The following is an 18,824-nucleotide window of genomic DNA, read 5'->3' on the forward strand; positions in this document are numbered from 1 at the left end:
TTGTCGCGCATCGGATCGTCCTCCGCTGGAGCGATCCAATCAGCGAATTAGTGAACATGCACAATTGCGAGGAGCGAAGCGAGGAAGCAATCCCTCCGCGGAGGCCGTCTGGATGGCTTCGCTGCGCCCGCAATGACGATGTTGAAGCAGTAGGCTCGAGAACCGCCTCAGCGCCCCTCCCGACGGTCGCATCGGCGAAGGCCCGGTCCCAATTATCCGCCGCACGGAATCACCCTCGTCCCCGCATGATCGCCCCGCACTCACCGCACGCCGGCGCAATAGACATTTGCCACCCCCGGCGGCATCCTCCGGCCATCAACCGATAACAGAGCGCCACGCAGGCGGGGGAAACACATCATGTTGCAGACACGGTTCACCAAACTGGTCGGCGTCGAGCACCCGATCGTCCAGGGCGGAATGCAGTGGGTCGGCCGCGCCGAGCTGGTCGCAGCCGTTGCCAATGCCGGCGCGCTCGGCTTCATCACCGCGCTGACCCAGCCGACGCCGGAGGACCTGACCAGGGAGATCGCGCGCTGCCGCGACCTCACCGACAAGCCGTTCGGCGTCAATCTCACCATCCTGCCCGCGATCAAGCCGCCGCCCTATGCCGAATACCGCGCCGCCATCATCGAGAGCGGCATCAAGGTGGTCGAGACCGCCGGCAACAAGCCGCAGGAGCATGTCGACGAGTTCAGGAAGCACGGCGTCAAGGTCGTGCACAAATGCACCAGCGTGCGCCACGCGCTCTCGGCCGAACGGATGGGCGTCGATGCCATCTCAATCGATGGATTCGAATGCGCCGGCCACCCCGGCGAGGACGACACCCCCGGCCTGATCCTGATCCCGGCCGCCGCCAACAAGATCAGGATCCCGATGATCGCCTCGGGCGGCTTTGCCGATGCCCGCGGCCTCGTCGCGGCGCTGGCCCTGGGCGCCGACGGCATCAACATGGGCACGCGCTTCATGGCCACCAAGGAAAGCCCGATCCACCAGCTCATCAAGGAGAAGATCGTCGCCAATGACGAGCGCGAGACCGAGCTGATCTTCCGCACCATGCGCAACACCTCGCGTGTGGCGAAGAACGCGATCTCGAGCAAGGTCGTCGCCATGGAGAAGGAGGGCGCGAAGTTCGAGGACATCCGCGAGCTCGTCGCCGGCGCCCGCGGCAAGATGGTCTATGCCACCGGCGATTCCGACGAAGGCATCTGGTCGGCCGGCCAGGTGCAGGGCCTGATCCAGGACATCCCGAGTTGCGCCGAACTGGTCTCGCGCATCGTGCGCGAGGCGGAAGCGATCATCCGCGGCAGGCTGGAGGGCATGATCGTTCATCCGCAACGTGAAGCCGCGGAATAGTCACCGCAAGAAGCGAGAGCAATTCATGAAGGCTTACGTCTACGGCCCTGGTGGCGCTACGATTTCCGATGTCGCTCAACCAAAGCCCAAGGGCACGCAGGTGCTGGTCCGCGTCCGCGCCTGCGCCCTGAACCGCGCCGACACCGGCATGCGCAAGGGGCACGCCCATGGGGCGGCCGGCGGCGTCGGCACCGTGCTCGGCATGGAATGGGCCGGCGAAGTCGCCGAGCTTGGGCCGAATGCTAAAGGCGTCAAGGTCGGCGACCGCATCATGGGCTCGGGCGGCGCGGCGTTCGCCGAATATACGCTGGCCGATCACGGCCGGCTATTCCACGCACCCTCCAACATGAATTTCGAGGAGGCCGCGACTCTCCCCGTCGCGCTCACGACCATGCACAACGCCGTCGTCACCGTCGGCGGAGTGCAGGCGGGCCAGAGCGTGCTGATCCAGGGCGCGAGCTCCGGGGTCGGCCTGATGGCGATGCAGATCGCCAGGCTCAAGGGCGCAAAGCTCGTGATCGGCTCGTCGACCGATGCCGCTCGTCGCAGCCGGCTGAAGGACCATGGCGCCGATCTCGCCGTCGATAGCTCCGATCCCCAATGGGTCGACCAGGTGCTGAAGGCGACGAACGGGGAAGGCGTCGATCTCATCGTCGACCAGGTCTCGGGCAAGGTCGCGAGCCAGAACCTCGCCGCGACGAAGATCAAGGGCCGCATCGTCAATGTCGGCCGGCTCGGCGGCACCCACGCCGACTTCAATTTCGACCTGCATGCGGCCCGCCGCATCGACTATGTCGGCGTCACCTTCCGCACCCGCACCATCGAGGAGGTCCGCGAGATCTTCGAGGAGGTCCGCAAAGACGTCTGGGGCGCGGTGGAATCGCGCAAGCTGCAGCTGCCGATCGACAAGGTGTTCGCGTTCGACGATATCGATCAGGCGTTCGAGCACATGGAGGCGAACAGGCATCTGGGGAAGATCGTCGTGACGCTGTGAAGGTTGCGGCAAGTGAGACAAGAGCGGAGCGACGCTCTCTCCTCTCGTCATGGCCGGGCTTGACCCGGCCATCCACGTCTTTACCCCTTGCGCAGAAGAACGTGGATGCCCGGGACAAGCCCGGGCATGACGGCGTCGGGGGGATACGCTCCTGCAAGTCACTCGCGACTACGGTTGTGGATCGTCGCTTGATGTTCACCCACGCCCTGCTACATCCCCGCCATGACCTCTCAGCACAGCAAAACCTCGGTCGCCGCGATCTCGATCTTCGCCAGTGGCGGCATGGCGGTGGCCAAGTTCGCGGTCGGGATCGCGATCGGCTCGCTGGCGCTGATCTCCGAGGCCCTGCATTCCTCGATCGACCTGGTCGCGACCATCATCACCTGGGCGGTGGTGCGGGTGTCCGACAAGCCCGCAGACGACGAGCACCATTACGGCCACGGCAAGCTGGAAAGCGTCTCCGCGCTCGGCGTCACCGCCCTGCTCTACGTGCTTGCCGGCGGCATCCTGGTCGAGGCCTATAGCCGGCTGAGCGAGGGAACCCCGCCGCCGACCATTTCGGCCGTGCCGTTCGTGGTGCTGGTGCTCGACATCGCCGTCAATCTCTGGCGCGCCCGCGCCCTGCACCGCGCGGCGCGGGAGACCAGGAGCCAGGCGCTGGCGGCGGATGCACTGCATTTCGCCTCCGACGTCATGGGCTCGTTCGCCGTGATCGTGGGCCTGATCCTCGCCGGTCTCGGCTTCTGGTGGGGCGACGCGGCGGCAGCCGCAGCGGTTGCCGTGATGATCGCCCTGCTCGGGCTGCGCATGGCCGGCTCCACCGTGCAGACGCTGGTCGACCGCGCCCCGGAAGGCGCCCAGGAGAAGGCCACCGCCGCGATCCGCGGGGTACCGGGCGTGATCGACGTCGACCGGCTGCGCGTGCGCATGGTCGGAGCGACCACGTTCATCGACACCATCGCAAAGGTGCCGCGGACCTATCCGATCGACCGCGTCGAGGAGATCAAGCGCAGCGCGCAAATCGCCGTGGACAAGGCGTTCGGCGACGCCGACCTCACCTTCACCGCCGTCCCCGTCGCACGCAACAACGAGACCGTGCGCGACCGCATCATGGTGATCGCGCACAATTCGGGCCTCGCCGTTCACCATGTCACGGTGCACGATCTCGGCGCCAAGCTGACCGTCAGCATCGACCTCGAGGTCGACGCCGACATGCAGCTCGAGGCCGCCCATGATGTCGCGAACACGCTGGAGCGCAACATCCAGGAGGAGTTCGGCGAGGACGTCGAGGTCGACGTTCACATCGAGCCATTGGAACCGGAATTGCCGTTCGGCGTCGATGCCGCACCGGAACGGGTGCAGACCATCGCCGCCGCGCTGGCCGAATTCGCCGGCGAAGGCGAGATCCACGACATCCATAATGTGCGTGTCCGCAACACCGACGCCGGCGAGATCGTCAATTTCCACTGCCGCGCGGCACCGTCGATGAGCGTGATCAAGGTGCACGAGCATGTCGACGCAATCGAGCGCGCGTTGCGGCGTGCGTTCCCGAGCGTGAAGCGCGTGATCAGTCACGCCGAACCGCCACGCGCGTGATGCAGAACGTGCGGGGAGTCGCACGTTCTCGTTTCGGACTCCTCGCGCACGCGAATTTGCGGACACCCGATGCACAAACTGCGCGTTGGATAAGAATAATTTCGCGTTAACGATTCGTTGACTCTCGACAGCCCGCGAAAACTGGATTCAAATCGGTGTGATTCGGAAGCGACGTGGGGCTGCTTCCGAGCTTCAGTTGCAAGCTGGTTTTCAGGGGGCCGAAGGCATGTCGCGTGCAGACGCCGCGAACGCATGCGTCCAATCCGATTCGATCAAGGGATTGGCGCAATCGATCGCGAAACCTGCCTATCATCGGCTCCTGATCGCGGAGCCGGCGCTGCGCCGCGCCGTGCCGACACTCATCATCGCATTCCTGATCACGATCTGCCTCGGCGCGTTCGTGCAGGTGGTCGACCAGACGCGGCAGAAGCGGCTGGTGATCAGCCACGACATTTCGGCCCTCGCCGACCTGCTCGCCGAGCGCATCGACCGCCTCACCTCGGTGCGGCAGGAACGGCTGAAGAACATCGAGAGCCTGCCGGCGCTGTTGCCGGATCTGATCCCGTCCTGGGGCACGGCCTCGGGCCGCCATGTCATCGTCACCTCGGCCGGCGTCGACCGCCGTATCCTCGCCCGCATCCCGGCCGACAACGACTCCGTCGGCAACGACCGCCTGCTCGATGCGATCACGGCCGCGCAATTGATGGCGGCGCCGCCACGCGACGGCAACGTCTCCGACTTGACGCTGCCGAGCGGCAACGCAGCGATGGCGACCTCGCGGCAGATCAAGTCGCTGCCGGGCTTCGTCACCGTGATTCAGGAGCGCAACGAGCCGATCTGGGGCTCGGACGCCGCGCTCTCGGTCACGCTGTCGGCGACCACCGGCTTCGTCGTCCTGATCCTCGGCTTCGCCTTCCACTGGCAGTCGACCCGCGCCCGCGAGGGCGACATCATCAACGACGCCGTGCGCGGCCGCATCGACACCGCGCTCAACCGCGGCCGCTGCGGGCTGTGGGACTGGGATCTGTCGCGCGGCCGGATATTCTGGTCGCAGTCGATGTTCTCGATGCTCGGCCTCGACGGCCGCCACGAGCTCCTCACCTTCGGTGAGGTCAACGCGCTGGTGAAGTCCGACGACATCGACCTGTTCGCGATCGCCGACCAGCTCATCTCCGGCGAGATCGACCACATCGACCAGACCTTCCGCATGCAGCATGTCGACGGCCACTGGATCTGGCTCCGCGTGCGTTGCGAGAAGACGCGCGGGGCGACCGATGACAGCGTGCACCTGATCGGGATCGCCGTCGACATCACCGAGCAGAAGAGCCTCGCGGAAAGGACCGTGGAAGCCGACCTCCGCCTGCGCGACGCGATCGAGACCATTCCGGAAGCCTTCGTGCTGTGGGATGCGAGCGATCGCCTCGTGCTCTGCAACTCGCACTTCCAGCGTCTGCACAGGCTACCCGATACGGCCGTCATTCCCGGCACCTCCTACGAGACCGTGCTCGAGGTCGGCCGCATGCCGGAGGTGCGCACCCGCCACAACGAGACCGCCGCCCAAGGCCCGGGCGCGCGCACCTTCGAGGCGCAGCTCGACGACGGCAGCTGGCTGCACATCAGCGAACGCCGCACCAAGGACGGCGGCTACGTCTCGGTCGGCACCGACATCACCCGCATCAAGGAGCACGAGCAGAAGCTGGTCGACAACGATCTGCGCCTGCGTGCCACCGTCATCGACCTGAAGCGCTCGCAGGCCGCGCTGGAGCGGCAGTCGGTCGAGCTCGCCGACCTCGCCGAGAAGTACCAGCGCGAGAAGACACGCGCCGAGGAAGCCAACCAGACCAAGTCGAAGTTCCTGGCCAATATGAGCCACGAGCTGCGCACGCCGCTCAATGCCATCATCGGCTTCTCCGAGATCATGGGCTCGGGCATGTTCGGCGAGCTCGGAAGCGAGAGATACCAGGAATACTGCCAGGACATCCTGACCAGCGGCCACTATCTGCTCGAGGTCATCAACGACATCCTCGACATGTCCAAGATCGAAGCCGGCCGCATGAAGCTCGACATGGAAGAGCTCGACCTCTCGAAGACGCTTGTGGAGTCCCTGCGGGTCGTCACCGGCCGTGCGCAGGACAAGCGTCTGACGCTCGACGCCGACATCGCAAAACCCATCTCCGTCATCGCCGACCGCCGCGCGACCAAGCAGATCATCGTCAACCTGCTCTCCAACGCCGTGAAGTTCACGCCCGAGGGCGGGCGCGTCGTGGTGCGCAGCCGGCAGCTCGACGACAGGATCGTGCTGATGATCGCCGATACCGGCATCGGGATCGCGCCACATTCGCTGGCGCGGCTCGGCCGCCCGTTCGAGCAGGTCGAGAGCCAGCTCACCAAGACCTATCACGGCTCGGGCCTTGGCCTGGCGATCGCCCGCTCGCTGGCGCAGCTCCACGGCGGCTCGATGCGGCTGCGCTCCAAGCTCGAGGTCGGCACCGTCGTGCGCGTGACCCTGCCGCGCGACGCGATCAAGGCGGCGTCCGGGATATCGGCTGCGGCCTGAACCTCTGCCGCAGGGAAAGTGCCACCTACGCTGCCGACGCGTTAACCCCTACAATTGCAGCGTCGGCGCCACTTCCCGCGCCACATTGACCAGCGCCGCGATCAGCGGCGTCATCGGATCGCGCTGCGGGATCACCATGCCGATGCTGTAATTGACCTCGGGGTCGACGATCGGGATCGAACGCACCGTATCGGACAGGCCGAGCGTCTCGGCGAGCTTGGCCGGCATCACGCTCGCCCAACGCCCCGTCTTCACATGCGTGAACAGCACCAGCAGCGAGTTCGAGGTCAGCGTCGGCGTCGCCTCCGCGCCGACCGAGCGCAATGCGCGGTCGATGATGCGGCGGTTCTGCATGTCGGGCGTCAGCAGGCATAGCGGCACCTGGCCGACCTCCTTCCAGGTCACCGTCTCGCGGTCGCCGAACATCGCATCCGGCGCGGTCAACAGGCGATAGCTCTCGTTGTAGAGCGGAATGGTACGCACCTTGCCGATCGGCTCGTTCTCGATGTAGGTGAGCCCCGCATCGACCTCGAGATTTTCGAGCAGCCCAAGCACCTCGGACGAGGTGGTGGACTGGATGCGGAAGCGCACCTCGGGATGCTTGGCGCGAAACGGTGTCGTCAGCGAGGCGACCATACCGAGCACGGTCGGGATCGCGGCGATGCGGATCTCGCCGGAGAGCTGATGCTTCAGCCCGTTGATCTCGTCGCGCATCGCGCGGGCATCGCCCACGATCCGCCGCGCCCAGTCGAGCGCCCGCTCGCCTTCCGGGGTAAATCCCTGGAAGCGAGACCCGCGCTGGACCAGCATCACGCCGAGGATCTCCTCGAGCTGCTTGAGCCCGGTCGACATCGTCGGTTGCGTCACGCCGCAGGCTTCCGCCGCGTGTCCGAAATGCCGCTCCTTCGCCAGCGCCAGCAGCAGTTCAAGCTTGTCGATCAACCGGTTATCCCTTCGGATGCTGTGGTGGCATGCAAGCTAGCACGCCCACTCCTCCGCAACACGCAAAAACCGCCTGCGGGAGCGGATTCGATTGCGATTTGAAATCAGGTGATCGCGCTTGCCAATCGATCCGACTTCGCAATCGCAGCACGGGACAGCTTTATTGATCTTCGAATGATTCGAAATAGTTTGGGAGCAGGAAACGCTCTGGTTGAGAATGACGAATGACAGCGGTTTATGATTGGGACGAGACGCGCGGCGCCGAGATCATCGCCGAACATGCCGGGCAGGAAGGCGCGACGCTCGTCATCCTGCATGCGCTTCAAGAGGCGTTCGGCTACGTGCCGGAGGCGGCAATTCCCATGGTGGCGAAAGCACTCAATCTGTCGCGCGCCGAAGTCCATGGCGTGTTCACGTTCTACCATGATTTCCGCCACAAGCCGGCCGGCCGCCATGTGCTGAAGCTGTGCCGTGCGGAAGCCTGTCAGGCCGCCGGCGGCGACGCGCTGGCTGCGCGCGCCGAGGCAAGGCTCGGCATCTCGCTCGGCAACACCACGGCCGATGATCGCGTCACGCTGGAGCCGATCTACTGCCTTGGCCTGTGCGCGACTGCGCCGTCTGCGATGCTCGATGGCCGCCTCATTGGCCGGCTCGATCAGAAGCGCCTCGATGCGCTGGTTGCGGAGGCGCAGCGATGAGCATCCGCCTGTACGTCTCGCGCGATGCCGGTGCGGTTTCCGTCGGCGCCGACGAGGTTGCCCTTGCGCTGGAGCAGGCCGCAGCCAAGCGCGGCGTTGCAGTGGAGATCGTCAGGACCGGCTCGCGCGGCCTCTACTGGCTGGAGCCGCTGGTCGAGGTCGCGACGCCCCAGGGCCGGATCGCCTTCGGACCTGTCACCGAGACCGACGTGCCCTCGCTCCTCGACGCGCTCGCCGGCAACACGCCGCATCTCCTGCGGCTGGGAGCGACCGACGAGATTCCCTGGCTCAAGCGCCAGACCCGCCTCACCTTCGCCCGTTGCGGCGTGATCGACCCGCGCTCGCTCGACGACTACTGCGCCCATGGCGGCTACAAGGGCCTCGCGCGCGCTCTCTCGCTTGGATCGGATGCAATCCTCGACGAAGTCACCGCATCGGGCTTGCGCGGCCGCGGCGGCGCAGGCTTCCCGACCGGCATCAAGTGGAAGACGGTTGCCCAGGCCAAGGCCGACCGCAAATTCATCGTCTGCAACGCCGACGAAGGCGACAGCGGCACCTTTGCCGACCGCATGATCATGGAAGGCGATCCGTTCCTGGTGATCGAGGGCATGACCATCGCCGGCATCACCGTCGGCGCGTCCAAGGGCTACATCTACATCCGCAGCGAATACCCGCACGCGATCGAGGCGATGAACGCGGCCATCGTCGCGGCCAGGCGCGGCGGCTATCTCGGCACCAATATCGGCGGCTCGAAGCAAGCCTTCGATCTCGAAGTGCGCGTCGGCGCCGGCGCCTACGTCTGCGGCGAGGAGACCTCGCTGCTGGAAAGCCTCGAAGGCCGCCGCGGCATCGTGCGCGCCAAGCCGCCGCTGCCGGCGCATCATGGCCTGTTCGGCAAGCCGACCGTGATCAACAACGTGCTGTCGTTCGCCGCCGTCCCCTTCATCCTCGCCGAAGGCGCCAAGGCCTATGCCGATTTCGGCATGGGCCGCTCCCGCGGCACGATGCCGATCCAGCTCGCCGGCAACATCCGTTACGGCGGGCTGTTCGAGACCGCCTTCGGCGTGACGCTCGGCGAACTCGTCGACGACATCGGCGGCGGCACGTTCACGGGCCGTCCGGTCCGTGCGGTGCAGGTCGGCGGCCCACTCGGCGCCTATTTCCCGCGCGCGCTGTTCGACACGCCGTTCGACTACGAGGCCTTCGCCGCGCGCGACGGCCTGATCGGCCATGGCGGCATCGTCGTGTTCGACGACAGCGTCGACATGCGCAGGCAGGCGCGCTTCGCCATGGAGTTCTGCGCCGTCGAATCCTGCGGCAAGTGCACGCCGTGCCGGATCGGCTCGACCCGCGGCGTCGAGACCATCGAGAAGATCATCAAAGGCGAGCGCGTCAGCGAAAACCTCGCGCTCGTCGAGGACCTCTGCAACACCATGAAATTCGGCTCGCTCTGCGCGCTCGGCGGCTTCACGCCCTACCCCGTGCTCAGCGCATTGAAGCACTTCCGGGAGGATTTCGCGCCGGTCCCGACCACGCTTCAGGCCGCGGAATAGGAGAACGACAATGTCTCTGATCGAAGAAATCGACTTCGGCACGCCGCGCTCGAAATCGGAAACGATGGTGACGCTGACCATCGACGGCAAGGAGGTGACGGTGCCCGAGGGCACCTCCATCATGCGCGCCGCGATGGATGCAGGCCACCAGATTCCAAAGCTCTGCGCGACCGACATGGTCGACGCGTTCGGTTCCTGCCGTCTCTGCCTCGTCGAGGTCGAGGGCCGCGCCGGAACCCCTGCCTCCTGCACCACGCCTGTGATGCCCGGCCTCGTCGTGCATACCCAGACCGAGCGGCTGAAGCGGCTGCGCAAGGGCGTGATGGAACTCTATATCTCCGACCATCCGCTCGACTGCCTCACCTGCGGCGCCAACGGCGATTGCGAGCTGCAGGACATGGCCGGCGCAGTGGGCCTGCGCGACGTGCGCTACGGCTATGAAGGCGAGAACCACGTTTTCGCCAGGACGGACGGCTGCACCAACGACAATTGGATGCCGAAGGACGAGTCCAACCCGTACTTCACCTACGATCCCTCCAAGTGCATCGTCTGCTCGCGCTGCGTCCGTGCCTGCGAGGAGGTGCAGGGCACTTTCGCGCTGACCATCTCCGGCCGCGGCTTCGACAGCCGCGTCTCGCCCGGCATGAGCGAAAGCTTCCTCGGCTCCGAATGCGTCTCCTGCGGCGCCTGCGTGCAGGCCTGCCCGACCGCGACGCTGACGGAAAAATCCGTGATCGAGATCGGCCAGCCCGAGCATTCCGTCGTCACCACCTGCGCTTATTGCGGCGTCGGCTGCGCCTTCAAGGCCGAGATGCGCGGCGAGGAAGTGGTACGCATGGTGCCGTACAAGGACGGCAAGGCCAATCGCGGCCATTCCTGCGTCAAGGGCCGCTTCGCCTGGGGCTACACCAACCACAAGGAACGCATCCTCAAGCCGATGATCCGCGAGCGCATCGAGGATCCCTGGCGCGAAGTGTCCTGGGACGAGGCGTTCTCGTTTGCCGCCGCCAGGATGCGCGGCATCCAGAAGAAATACGGCCGCGACGCCATCGGCGGCATCACCTCGTCCCGCTGCACAAATGAAGAGACCTATCTGGTGCAGAAGCTGATCCGCGCCGGCTTCGGCAACAACAACGTCGACACCTGCGCCCGCGTCTGCCATTCGCCGACCGGCTACGGTCTTGCCACCACCTTCGGCACTTCGGCAGGGACGCAGGACTTCGACTCGGTCGAGGAGACTGATGTCGTGGTCGTCATCGGCGCCAACCCGGCCTCCGCTCACCCCGTCTTCGCCTCGCGCCTGAAGAAGCGGCTGCGCCAGGGCGCAAAGCTGATCGTGATCGATCCGCGCCGCACCGAGATGGTGGAATCGCCGCATGTGAAGGCGCTGCATCTGCCGCTGATGCCCGGCACCAATGTCGCGGTCATGACGGCGCTGGCGCATGTCATCGTCACCGAAGGGCTCGTCAACGAAGCCTTCGTGCGCGAGCGCTGCGATTGGAGCGAGTTCGAGGAATGGGCCGCCTTCGTCGCCCAGCCGCAGAACAGCCCGGAAGCCACCGCCATCCTCACCGGCGTTGATCCGAAGGATCTGCGCGAGGCAGCCCGCACCTACGCGACCGGCGGCAACGGCGCGATCTATTACGGCCTTGGCGTTACCGAGCACAGCCAGGGCTCCACCACCGTGATCGCGATCGCCAATCTCGCGATGGCAACGGGCAATATCGGCCGCCCCGGCGTCGGCGTGAACCCGCTGCGCGGCCAGAACAACGTTCAAGGCTCCTGCGACATGGGCTCGTTCCCGCACGAGTTGCCCGGCTACCGCCACATCTCGGGCGATGCGGTGCGCGAGCAGTTCGAGGCGCTGTGGAACGTCAAGCTCAACCCGGAGCCGGGCTTGCGCATTCCCAACATGTTCGATGCCGCGGTCGAAGGCACCTTCATGGGCATCTACGTGCAGGGCGAGGATATCCTGCAATCCGATCCCAACACCTCGCACGTGGTGGCGGCGCTGTCGGCAATGGAATGCGTCATCGTCCACGATCTCTTCCTGAACGAGACCGCGAACTACGCCCACGTCTTCCTGCCCGGCTCGAGCTTCCTCGAAAAGGATGGCACCTTCACCAACGCCGAGCGCCGCATCCAGCGCGTGCGCAAGGTGATGACGCCGAAGAACGGCATGGCCGACTGGGAGGTCACCATCGGCCTTGCCAACGCCATGGGCTTCGAGATGAAGTACAGCCATCCGTCCGAGATCATGAACGAGATCGCGGCGCTGACGCCGACCTTCGCCGGCGTCTCCTACGCCAAGCTCGACGAGCTCGGCTCGGTGCAGTGGCCCTGCAACGAGAAGGCGCCCGAGGGCACGCCGGTGATGCACATCGACGGCTTCGTCCGCGGCAAGGGCAAGTTCGTCGTGACCGAGTATGTCGCGACCGACGAGCGCACCGGCCCGCGCTATCCCCTGCTGCTCACGACGGGCCGCATTCTCAGCCAGTACAATGTCGGCGCGCAGACGAGGCGCACCGAGAACGTCGTCTGGCATTCCGAGGACCGCCTCGAGATCCATCCGCACGACGCCGAGCAGCGCGGCGTGCGCGACGGCGACTGGGTGCGGCTGAAGAGCCGCGCCGGCGAGACCACGCTGCGCGCGGAGATCACCGACCGCGTCGCACCGGGCGTCGTCTACACCACCTTCCACCATCCGGACACGCAGGCCAACGTCATCACGACCGACTATTCGGACTGGGCCACCAATTGCCCCGAATACAAGGTCACGGCGGTGCAGGTCTCGCCGTCGAACGGCCCGTCCGACTGGCAGAAGGCCTATGACGCGCAGGCGCGGCACTCCCGCCGCATCGCACCGGCCGAGGCCGCGGAGTAACCTCATGCACGTGCCGGTCCAGGCCATCGACCGCGAGATCTGGCGTGATGACATCGCATCAGAGGGGACACGGCTGATCCCGGAGGAGACGCCGCTGGCGCTGACCTATAATGGCGGCACCTACGCCGTCATGATGGGGACACCGCAGAACCTGGAGGATTTTGCGGTCGGCTTCAGCGTGAACGAAGGCATCGTCGGATCGGTCGAGGACATTCGCTCTCTCGACGTGGTCCGTCTCGACGACGGCATCGAGCTGCGGATATGGCTGGCATCGGAAGATGCTGCCCGCATTAGCGAACGCCGTCGTCACGTCGCGGGACCCACCGGCTGCGGCATCTGCGGCATCGAGTCCATTGCCGAGGCGGTGCGGCCGGCGGCCGTGGTGCCGCAGGGGCAGACCTTCACGCCGGAGCAAATTATGACGGCGATGCAGGCGATCGCGCCGCTGCAATCGATCAACATGCAAACCCGCGCCGTTCACGCTGCCGCGTTCTGGTCCCCTGCAGGCGGCATCGTCGCGCTGCGCGAGGATGTCGGCCGTCACAACGCGCTCGACAAGCTCGCCGGGGCCCTGGCGCGCAGCCGCGCGGATGCGCGCGGCGGCATGGTGCTGCTGACGAGCCGGGTCTCGGTGGAGATGGTGCAGAAGACGGCCGCAATCGGCGCCTCCGTGATGATCGCCGTGTCTGCACCGACCGCGCTCGCGGTACGCACGGCGGAAGCCGCCGGCATCACGCTGATCGCGATCGCGCGGCAGGACGGGTTCGAAATATTCTCGCATGGCAGCCGGATCGTCGCGCGCCATGCCACGGAGGTTGCCGATGTCGCCTGACCGCCTGATCTACATGGCCAACCAGATCGGCAAGTTCTTCCGGAGCCAGGGCCATGACAAGGCCGTGCCGGGGATTGCCGAGCACATCAAGAAATTCTGGGATCCCCGGATGAAGCGCGCGATCTTCGCCCATCTCGATGCCGGCGGTGCGGGCCTCGAGCCTGATGTGCGCGAGGCCCTCACCTCGTTGAAGCAGGCGACGTCCCTTCCAGCAGCGTCCTGAACACGCGCCGCACCTCGGTCTGGGTCTCCTTCACCCGCGCCTCCAGCGACGAGAAGTCCGGCGCGTCGCCCGCGCGCGCCATCACGCGCAGGAGGTCGGTGCCGGCGGTCTCAGGCTTGAAGCGCTCGCTGACGCAAAGCCGCAGGATCTGCGTCAGGTCGTGATAGAGCCGCGCCGCGGCACGCAAGATCTCGGTCTCGGACTGCGCGAGCACGCCGAGCCTGCATGCATTTTCCAGCACCTGCATGGTGCCGACGTCGAGAATGTCCGGCTTCTCGTGGGCATGCACGAGCTGGAGATATTGCGCGATGAAGTCGATGTCGACCATGCCGCCGGCGGCATGCTTGATATCCCAGCAATCGGCCTCGCCCTTCTCCTGCGCGATCGCGCGCCGCATGTCGGCGACGTCGTTGGCCGTGATTGCGGGATCGCGGCGGCGGGTCAGGACATCGCGGATGACGCGCTCGATCCGTTCCCGGAATTCGGGCGATGCCGACACCACGCGTGCGCGCGTCAACGCCATGTGCTCCCAGGTCCAGGCCTCGGTGGCCTGGTAGTCCGCGAATGAAACGAGACTCGAGGCGACCGGACCGGCGCGCCCCGACGGCCGCAGGCGCATGTCGATCTCATAGAGCACGCCGTAATTGGTGCGCGTCGTGAAGGCGCTGATCAGGCGCTGGGTGAAGCGCGCGAAATAATGCGCGCCCTGAAGCGATTTCGGCCCGTCGGAGTCCGGATTGTCGCTGTCGAAATCGTAGAGCAGGATCAGGTCGAGATCGGACGAGGCCGTCATCTCGCGGCTGCCGAGCCGGCCCATCGCGATGATCGCGGTCTCCTGCCCCTTGATCCGGCCGTGCTGGGCGGCAAAGCGATCGGCGACGAGGCCATGCACGGTGTGCACGATTCCTTCGGCGACATCGGCAAAGGCGGTGCTCGCCTGCTGCGCCGAAACCGTGCCGGACAGGATGCGCGTGCCGATCAGGAACAGGCTCTCCTGGCCGAACAGGCGCAGGCGATCGAGAAATTCCTCGTAGGAGTCCGCGTCTCGCACGGTGGTCGCGAGCCGGCCCGACAATTCCTGCCTGTCGGGCATGGCGCCGAAGAAGCGCGGATCAATCAGACCATCCATGAGTTGCGGCTGCCGCGCCAGCATTTCGCCGAGCCGCGGCGCCGCCCCCAGCACCAGCGCCACCAGCGCGACGAGATCGCGGTTCTGGCCGAGCAGCGTGATCAGCCGGCCGCCGCGCTGGAGCGCCCCGAGGAAATGATCGAACGCCACGACGGCGCGATCCGGCTCCTCGGCGTGGGCAAGACCGTCGATCAAGGCCGGCACGAATTCGACGAAGGCGCTTCGCGTCGCCTCATTGCGGAATACGCGGTAGTCGCCGGTGATCCAGTCGCGCACGGTCTGCGCGACGGCGGCCGGCTTCTTGAAGCCGAGCGTCACCAGGTGCTGGAGCAGGCGCGGATCGTCGGGACCCGCACTGTAGTCGAGCGCCGGCAGCCTGGCCGTTCCGGTTGGATCGTCGCCCTCGAACAATTTTTCGTAGTGACCCTGGACGATCTGGAGCTGGTGCAACAGGTCGCGCGCAAAGGCTTCGCGATCCTGATAACCGAAGAACCACGCGAAGCGCTCGACCGCTTGCCCGTCCTCAGGCAGCGTATGGGTCTGCTCGTCGGCGATCATCTGGAGGCGATGCTCGACCCGGCGCAGGAATTCGTAGGCCGTGGTCAGCTCGTCGCGCGCCGCAGAGGTGATCCACTTGCTGGAGGCGAGGACGTCGAGCGCCTCGAGCGTCGGCCGCACCCGCAATTCCGGATGGCGGCCGCCCGCAATCAGCTGCTGAGTCTGCGCGAAGAACTCGATCTCGCGGATACCGCCGCGCCCGACCTTGACGTTGTGTCCCTCGACCGCGATCTCGCTCTGGCCACGATAGGTTTGCATCTGCCGCTTCATGTCGTGAACGTCGGCGAGTGCGGCGAAGTCGAGATGCTTGCGCCAGACGAACGGCGCGATCTCTGCCAGAAGCGCTTCACCCGCCCTGGGATCGCCGGCGCAGGCGCGCGCCTTGATCATCGCGGCGCGTTCCCAGGTGCGCCCTTCCCGCTCGTAATAATGCAACGCGGCGTCCCGCGAGATCGCCACCTGTGTCGAGGACGGATCGGGCCGCAGGCGCAGATCGACGCGGAAGACGTAACCGTCATAGGTGCGCTGCTGGAGGATGCGCGCCATCCCCTGCGTCACACGGACGAAGAACGGCTGCGGCTCGATGTCCGCCGCCAGCGTTGTCGCATCGGGATCGAAGAACACGATCAGATCGATGTCGCTGGAATAGTTCAGCTCGCCCGCGCCCATCTTGCCCATCGCGAGCACGATCAGCCCGCAGCCCTCTTCGGGCGCCTCCGGATTGGGCGGCGAGAGCTTGCCGCGTGCGGCTTCCTGCCGCAGCAGATACTGCAGCGCCGCCTGCACGGAGGAAATAGCAACATCGGTGAGCGCCGCCGTCACCCGCATCACCGGCCAGACACCGCCGATGTCGCACAGCGCGATCAGCAGCGCGGCCTCCGCCTTCATCCGGCGAAGCAGCCGCATCACCTCGGCCTCGTCAGGTGCCGCGAGCACCGCGCCTCTTGCCTCGGCGACCAGTGCGGCGAGATGCGTATCCGGATCGCATTCGAGCAGCCGGATCAGGCGCAGGGCATCCGCGCGCACCAGATCGAACAGATAGGGCGAGAATTCCGCGATCCCGGCCAGGATATCGCGGGCGAAGGGATGGCCCAGGAGCACTTCCAGACGGGCCGATTGGGCCGGCTCGAGCTCGGCCAGCCAGCTTTCGAAACGTCGTTCGTCGGTTGTGGAAGCGGCAATATGGGGAGCCTCCGCGAAGCGTGCGGCCAACCTCTCACCATGCTTGTCCGCGTTTCCCGGCGCGGAGTGGTTCATGCCACCTTCTGTGGCACATCCGGCATTGACGGAGCAACCCTGTCGCCCGCGCGCGCCGGCAGCACCAGCGTGGCGACAAGACCGGGATGGGCATCGCCCAGCCGCAATTCTCCGCCATGCAGCGTGGCAACAGCCGAGGCGAGGCTGAGGCCGAGGCCGGAGCCCGGCAGCGTGCGGCTCGCCTCCAGCCGGACGAATCGCTCGACAGCATGCTTGCGGTCGCCTTCGGGAATGCCGGGGCCGCGATCGGTGACGCTGAGCAGCACCTGATCGCCCTCACGCCGGGCCTCGATCGTGATCTGCCGGCTATCCATGCTGACCACGGTTCCCGCGGGCTGCGAAGCGGGCTTGCCGTATTTGATCGCATTCTCGACCAGATTGGCGAGCGCCTGGCTGATCAACTCGCGATTGGCATGAACCGGCGTCGGATCGGCCTTCACCTTCAAGGTCATGCCGTCGTCCTCCGCCAGGGGCTCGTAGAGCTCGTGGATGCCATTGGCGACATCGGCGGCGTCGAAATCGTCCATGTTGCCGCGCGCCTGTCCGGACTCGGCGCGCGCGATCATCAGAAGCGCGTTGAAAGTACGAATCAGCCCGTCGGATTCCTCGATCGTCCGCTCCAGCGCGGCGCGGTAATCGGCCTCGCAGCCTGATTTCGCCAGCGCCTCCTCGGCGCGATTGCGCAGCCGCGTCAACGGCGTCTTGAGGTCGTGGGCGATGTTGTCGGAAACCTCCTTCAGGCCCGCCATCAGCGCCTCTATCCGCTCGAGCATGGCGTTGAGGTTCTCGGCGAGGCGATCGATCTCGTCGCCGCTGCGCCCCACGGGCAGGCGCTCGCTGAGATCTCCGGTCATGATCCGCTGCGCCGTGCCGGTCATCGCGTCGATGCGCCTCAGCACCCTCCGCGCGACGAAAATGCCGCCGGCGAGGCCAAGCACGACCACGATGAGGACCGACCATTGCGCCGCCTTGGCGACGATGCCGAACAGGCGCCGCCGCTCGGCGAGGTCGCGGCCGATCAGCAGGCGGAAGCCGTTCTCCAATTCGGTGACGCGAACGAGCGCGCGATGGTCGCGATCATCCGTATCCTCGATCCGCCGGTAGGCGGTCTCGGACCAGCCACGGGTCGCCATCACGCCGGGCGCGAGCGAGCCGACATTGCCGGCAACCGCCTGCCCGGTCGGGGTGGTCACGAGATAAAGGTTCGCGCCCGGGCGCAGCGCCCGATATTCGATCGTCCGCACGAGGCCAAACAGGCCACGGCGCCCGTAGATCTCGTTGATCTCCGAGGTTTCGGCATTGACCGTCTGCGTGATCTCCTCGGTGATCAGCCGCCGCGTGTTCCAGGCGAAATAGGCCAGCAGCGAGGCCGCGAACATCGCGAACAGCAGCAGATAGACCAGCGTCAGCCGGAACGCCGTGGTGCGGACGAGTTTACCGAATGCCGTCACGGATCATGTATCCGGCGCCGCGGATCGTGTGCAGCAGGGGACGCTCGAAACCCTTGTCGATCTTGGAGCGGAGCCGCGAAATGTGCACGTCGATCACGTTGGTCTGCGGATCGAAATGATAGTCCCAGACGTTCTCGAGCAGCATGGTGCGCGTCACCACCTGGCCGGCGTGCTTCATGAGATATTCGAGCAGGCGGAATTCGCGCGGCTGGAGCGTCAGCTCGTCCTTGCCGCGGGCGACGCGATGCGACAGCCGGTCGAGCTCGAGATCGCCGACGCGGTAGAGCGTGTCCTCCGCCGGGCCGCCGCGGCGGCGCGACAGCACTTCGACACGGGCCAGGAGCTCGGCGAAAGAATAGGGCTTCGGCAGATAATCGTCGCCGCCGGCACGCAGGCCCTTGATGCGGTCGTCGACCTGCCCGAGTGCGGAGAGAATCAGCACCGGCGTCGTGTTGCCCTTGTCGCGCAGTGCGCCGATCAGCGACAAGCCGTCGCGCTTGGGCAGCATGCGATCGACCACCAGCACGTCGTAGTCGCCGCTTTCTGCCATGGCGAGGCCTTCCTCGCCGTCAGCGGCGTGGTCGGCAATGTGTCCGACTTCGCGAAACGCCTTGGCGAGGTAGTCGGCGGATTCACGGTCGTCTTCGATGATGAGCAGGCGCATCGTGCGTTCGGCGGCGGTCAAGGAGGTCAACCTTCTCTAAACATGGCGCGAGCGGCAACGGCATGCAAGCCGAGCGGGAGAGTGTCGAAGCAGGAAAAAGGCGGGCGGTGAAGCTGGGGGGACCTCACCGCCC

At 66.1% G+C, this 18,824-nt stretch carries 13 protein-coding genes; 9 read left to right on the plus strand and 4 right to left on the minus strand.

The genetic code is table 11. The annotated features are described in order from the left end of the window. Positions 1 to 357: 357 nt before the first annotated feature. The 4 genes from ACM42_RS14050 to ACM42_RS14065 all read left to right on the plus strand — a co-directional run bounded on the left by ACM42_RS14050 (position 358) and on the right by ACM42_RS14065 (position 6,500). Entirely contained in the window at positions 358 to 1,353 is a 996-nt protein-coding gene (locus ACM42_RS14050) for an NAD(P)H-dependent flavin oxidoreductase (protein WP_271528481.1), read from the plus strand. A gap of 25 nt (positions 1,354 to 1,378) precedes the next feature. Further along, the gene (locus ACM42_RS14055; protein ID WP_271528482.1) at positions 1,379 to 2,347 is read left to right on the plus strand and encodes a zinc-binding dehydrogenase; all 969 of its coding nucleotides are present in this window, start codon (positions 1,379 to 1,381) and stop codon (positions 2,345 to 2,347) included. Positions 2,348 to 2,569: 222 nt separating this feature from the next. Beyond that, positions 2,570 to 3,943 carry a cation-efflux pump gene (locus ACM42_RS14060; protein WP_271528483.1) on the plus strand — a complete coding sequence of 458 codons (1,374 nt, stop codon included), beginning with the start codon at positions 2,570 to 2,572 and terminating at the stop codon, positions 3,941 to 3,943. A 226-nt stretch (positions 3,944 to 4,169) separates the two neighbouring features. Then, positions 4,170 to 6,500, plus strand: a complete 2,331-nt coding sequence (locus ACM42_RS14065; RefSeq protein ID WP_271528484.1) for a PAS domain-containing sensor histidine kinase — start codon at positions 4,170 to 4,172, stop codon at positions 6,498 to 6,500. A 48-nt stretch (positions 6,501 to 6,548) separates the two neighbouring features. On the opposite strand, the gene ACM42_RS14070 is transcribed toward ACM42_RS14065, so the two are convergent. Next, positions 6,549 to 7,442 (minus strand): LysR family transcriptional regulator, encoded by an 894-nt coding sequence (locus ACM42_RS14070; RefSeq protein ID WP_271528485.1) that lies wholly within the window; start codon positions 7,440 to 7,442, stop codon positions 6,549 to 6,551. Between the two features lie 224 nt (positions 7,443 to 7,666). Here ACM42_RS14070 and ACM42_RS14075 point away from each other — a divergent pair, with 224 nt between their 5' ends. From ACM42_RS14075 to ACM42_RS14095, 5 genes are read left to right on the plus strand one after another with little or no spacing between them, the layout of a single operon-like run. Beyond that, positions 7,667 to 8,140, plus strand: a complete 474-nt coding sequence (locus tag ACM42_RS14075; protein ID WP_271528486.1) for a formate dehydrogenase subunit gamma — start codon at positions 7,667 to 7,669, stop codon at positions 8,138 to 8,140. Then, positions 8,137 to 9,693, plus strand: a complete 1,557-nt coding sequence (locus ACM42_RS14080) for a formate dehydrogenase beta subunit (RefSeq protein WP_271528487.1) — start codon at positions 8,137 to 8,139, stop codon at positions 9,691 to 9,693. The genes ACM42_RS14075 and ACM42_RS14080 overlap by 4 nt, the downstream gene beginning before the upstream one ends. A gap of 10 nt (positions 9,694 to 9,703) precedes the next feature. Beyond that, a complete protein-coding gene (gene fdhF, locus ACM42_RS14085) occupies positions 9,704 to 12,577 on the plus strand; it encodes a formate dehydrogenase subunit alpha (protein WP_271528488.1) in 2,874 nt (957 codons plus the stop codon). Between the two features lie 4 nt (positions 12,578 to 12,581). Then, positions 12,582 to 13,409 carry a formate dehydrogenase accessory sulfurtransferase FdhD gene (gene fdhD, locus ACM42_RS14090; protein ID WP_271528489.1) on the plus strand — a complete coding sequence of 276 codons (828 nt, stop codon included), beginning with the start codon at positions 12,582 to 12,584 and terminating at the stop codon, positions 13,407 to 13,409. Further along, positions 13,399 to 13,632 carry a formate dehydrogenase subunit delta gene (locus tag ACM42_RS14095; protein ID WP_271528490.1) on the plus strand — a complete coding sequence of 78 codons (234 nt, stop codon included), beginning with the start codon at positions 13,399 to 13,401 and terminating at the stop codon, positions 13,630 to 13,632. Before fdhD ends, ACM42_RS14095 begins: the two co-directional genes overlap by 11 nt. Here the strand turns inward: ACM42_RS14095 and ACM42_RS14100 are convergent. From ACM42_RS14100 to ACM42_RS14110, 3 genes are read right to left on the minus strand one after another with little or no spacing between them, the layout of a single operon-like run. Continuing rightward, positions 13,589 to 16,576: a bifunctional [glutamine synthetase] adenylyltransferase/[glutamine synthetase]-adenylyl-L-tyrosine phosphorylase gene (locus ACM42_RS14100; RefSeq protein WP_271528491.1), complete on the minus strand. Its 2,988-nt coding sequence runs from the start codon at positions 16,574 to 16,576 to the stop codon at positions 13,589 to 13,591. The genes ACM42_RS14095 and ACM42_RS14100 overlap by 44 nt on opposite strands. Further along, positions 16,573 to 18,027, minus strand: coding sequence for a sensor histidine kinase (locus ACM42_RS14105; protein WP_271528492.1), 1,455 nt, complete (start codon positions 18,025 to 18,027; stop codon positions 16,573 to 16,575). Before ACM42_RS14105 ends, ACM42_RS14100 begins: the two co-directional genes overlap by 4 nt. Continuing rightward, on the minus strand, positions 18,011 to 18,691 hold the full coding sequence (locus ACM42_RS14110) for a response regulator transcription factor (RefSeq protein WP_035676010.1): 681 nt from the start codon (positions 18,689 to 18,691) through the stop codon (positions 18,011 to 18,013). Before ACM42_RS14110 ends, ACM42_RS14105 begins: the two co-directional genes overlap by 17 nt. Positions 18,692 to 18,824 lie beyond the last annotated feature (133 nt).

The organism is Bradyrhizobium sp. CCBAU 25338, assembly GCF_028128965.1.
GTDB lineage: Bacteria > Pseudomonadota > Alphaproteobacteria > Rhizobiales > Xanthobacteraceae > Bradyrhizobium > Bradyrhizobium liaoningense.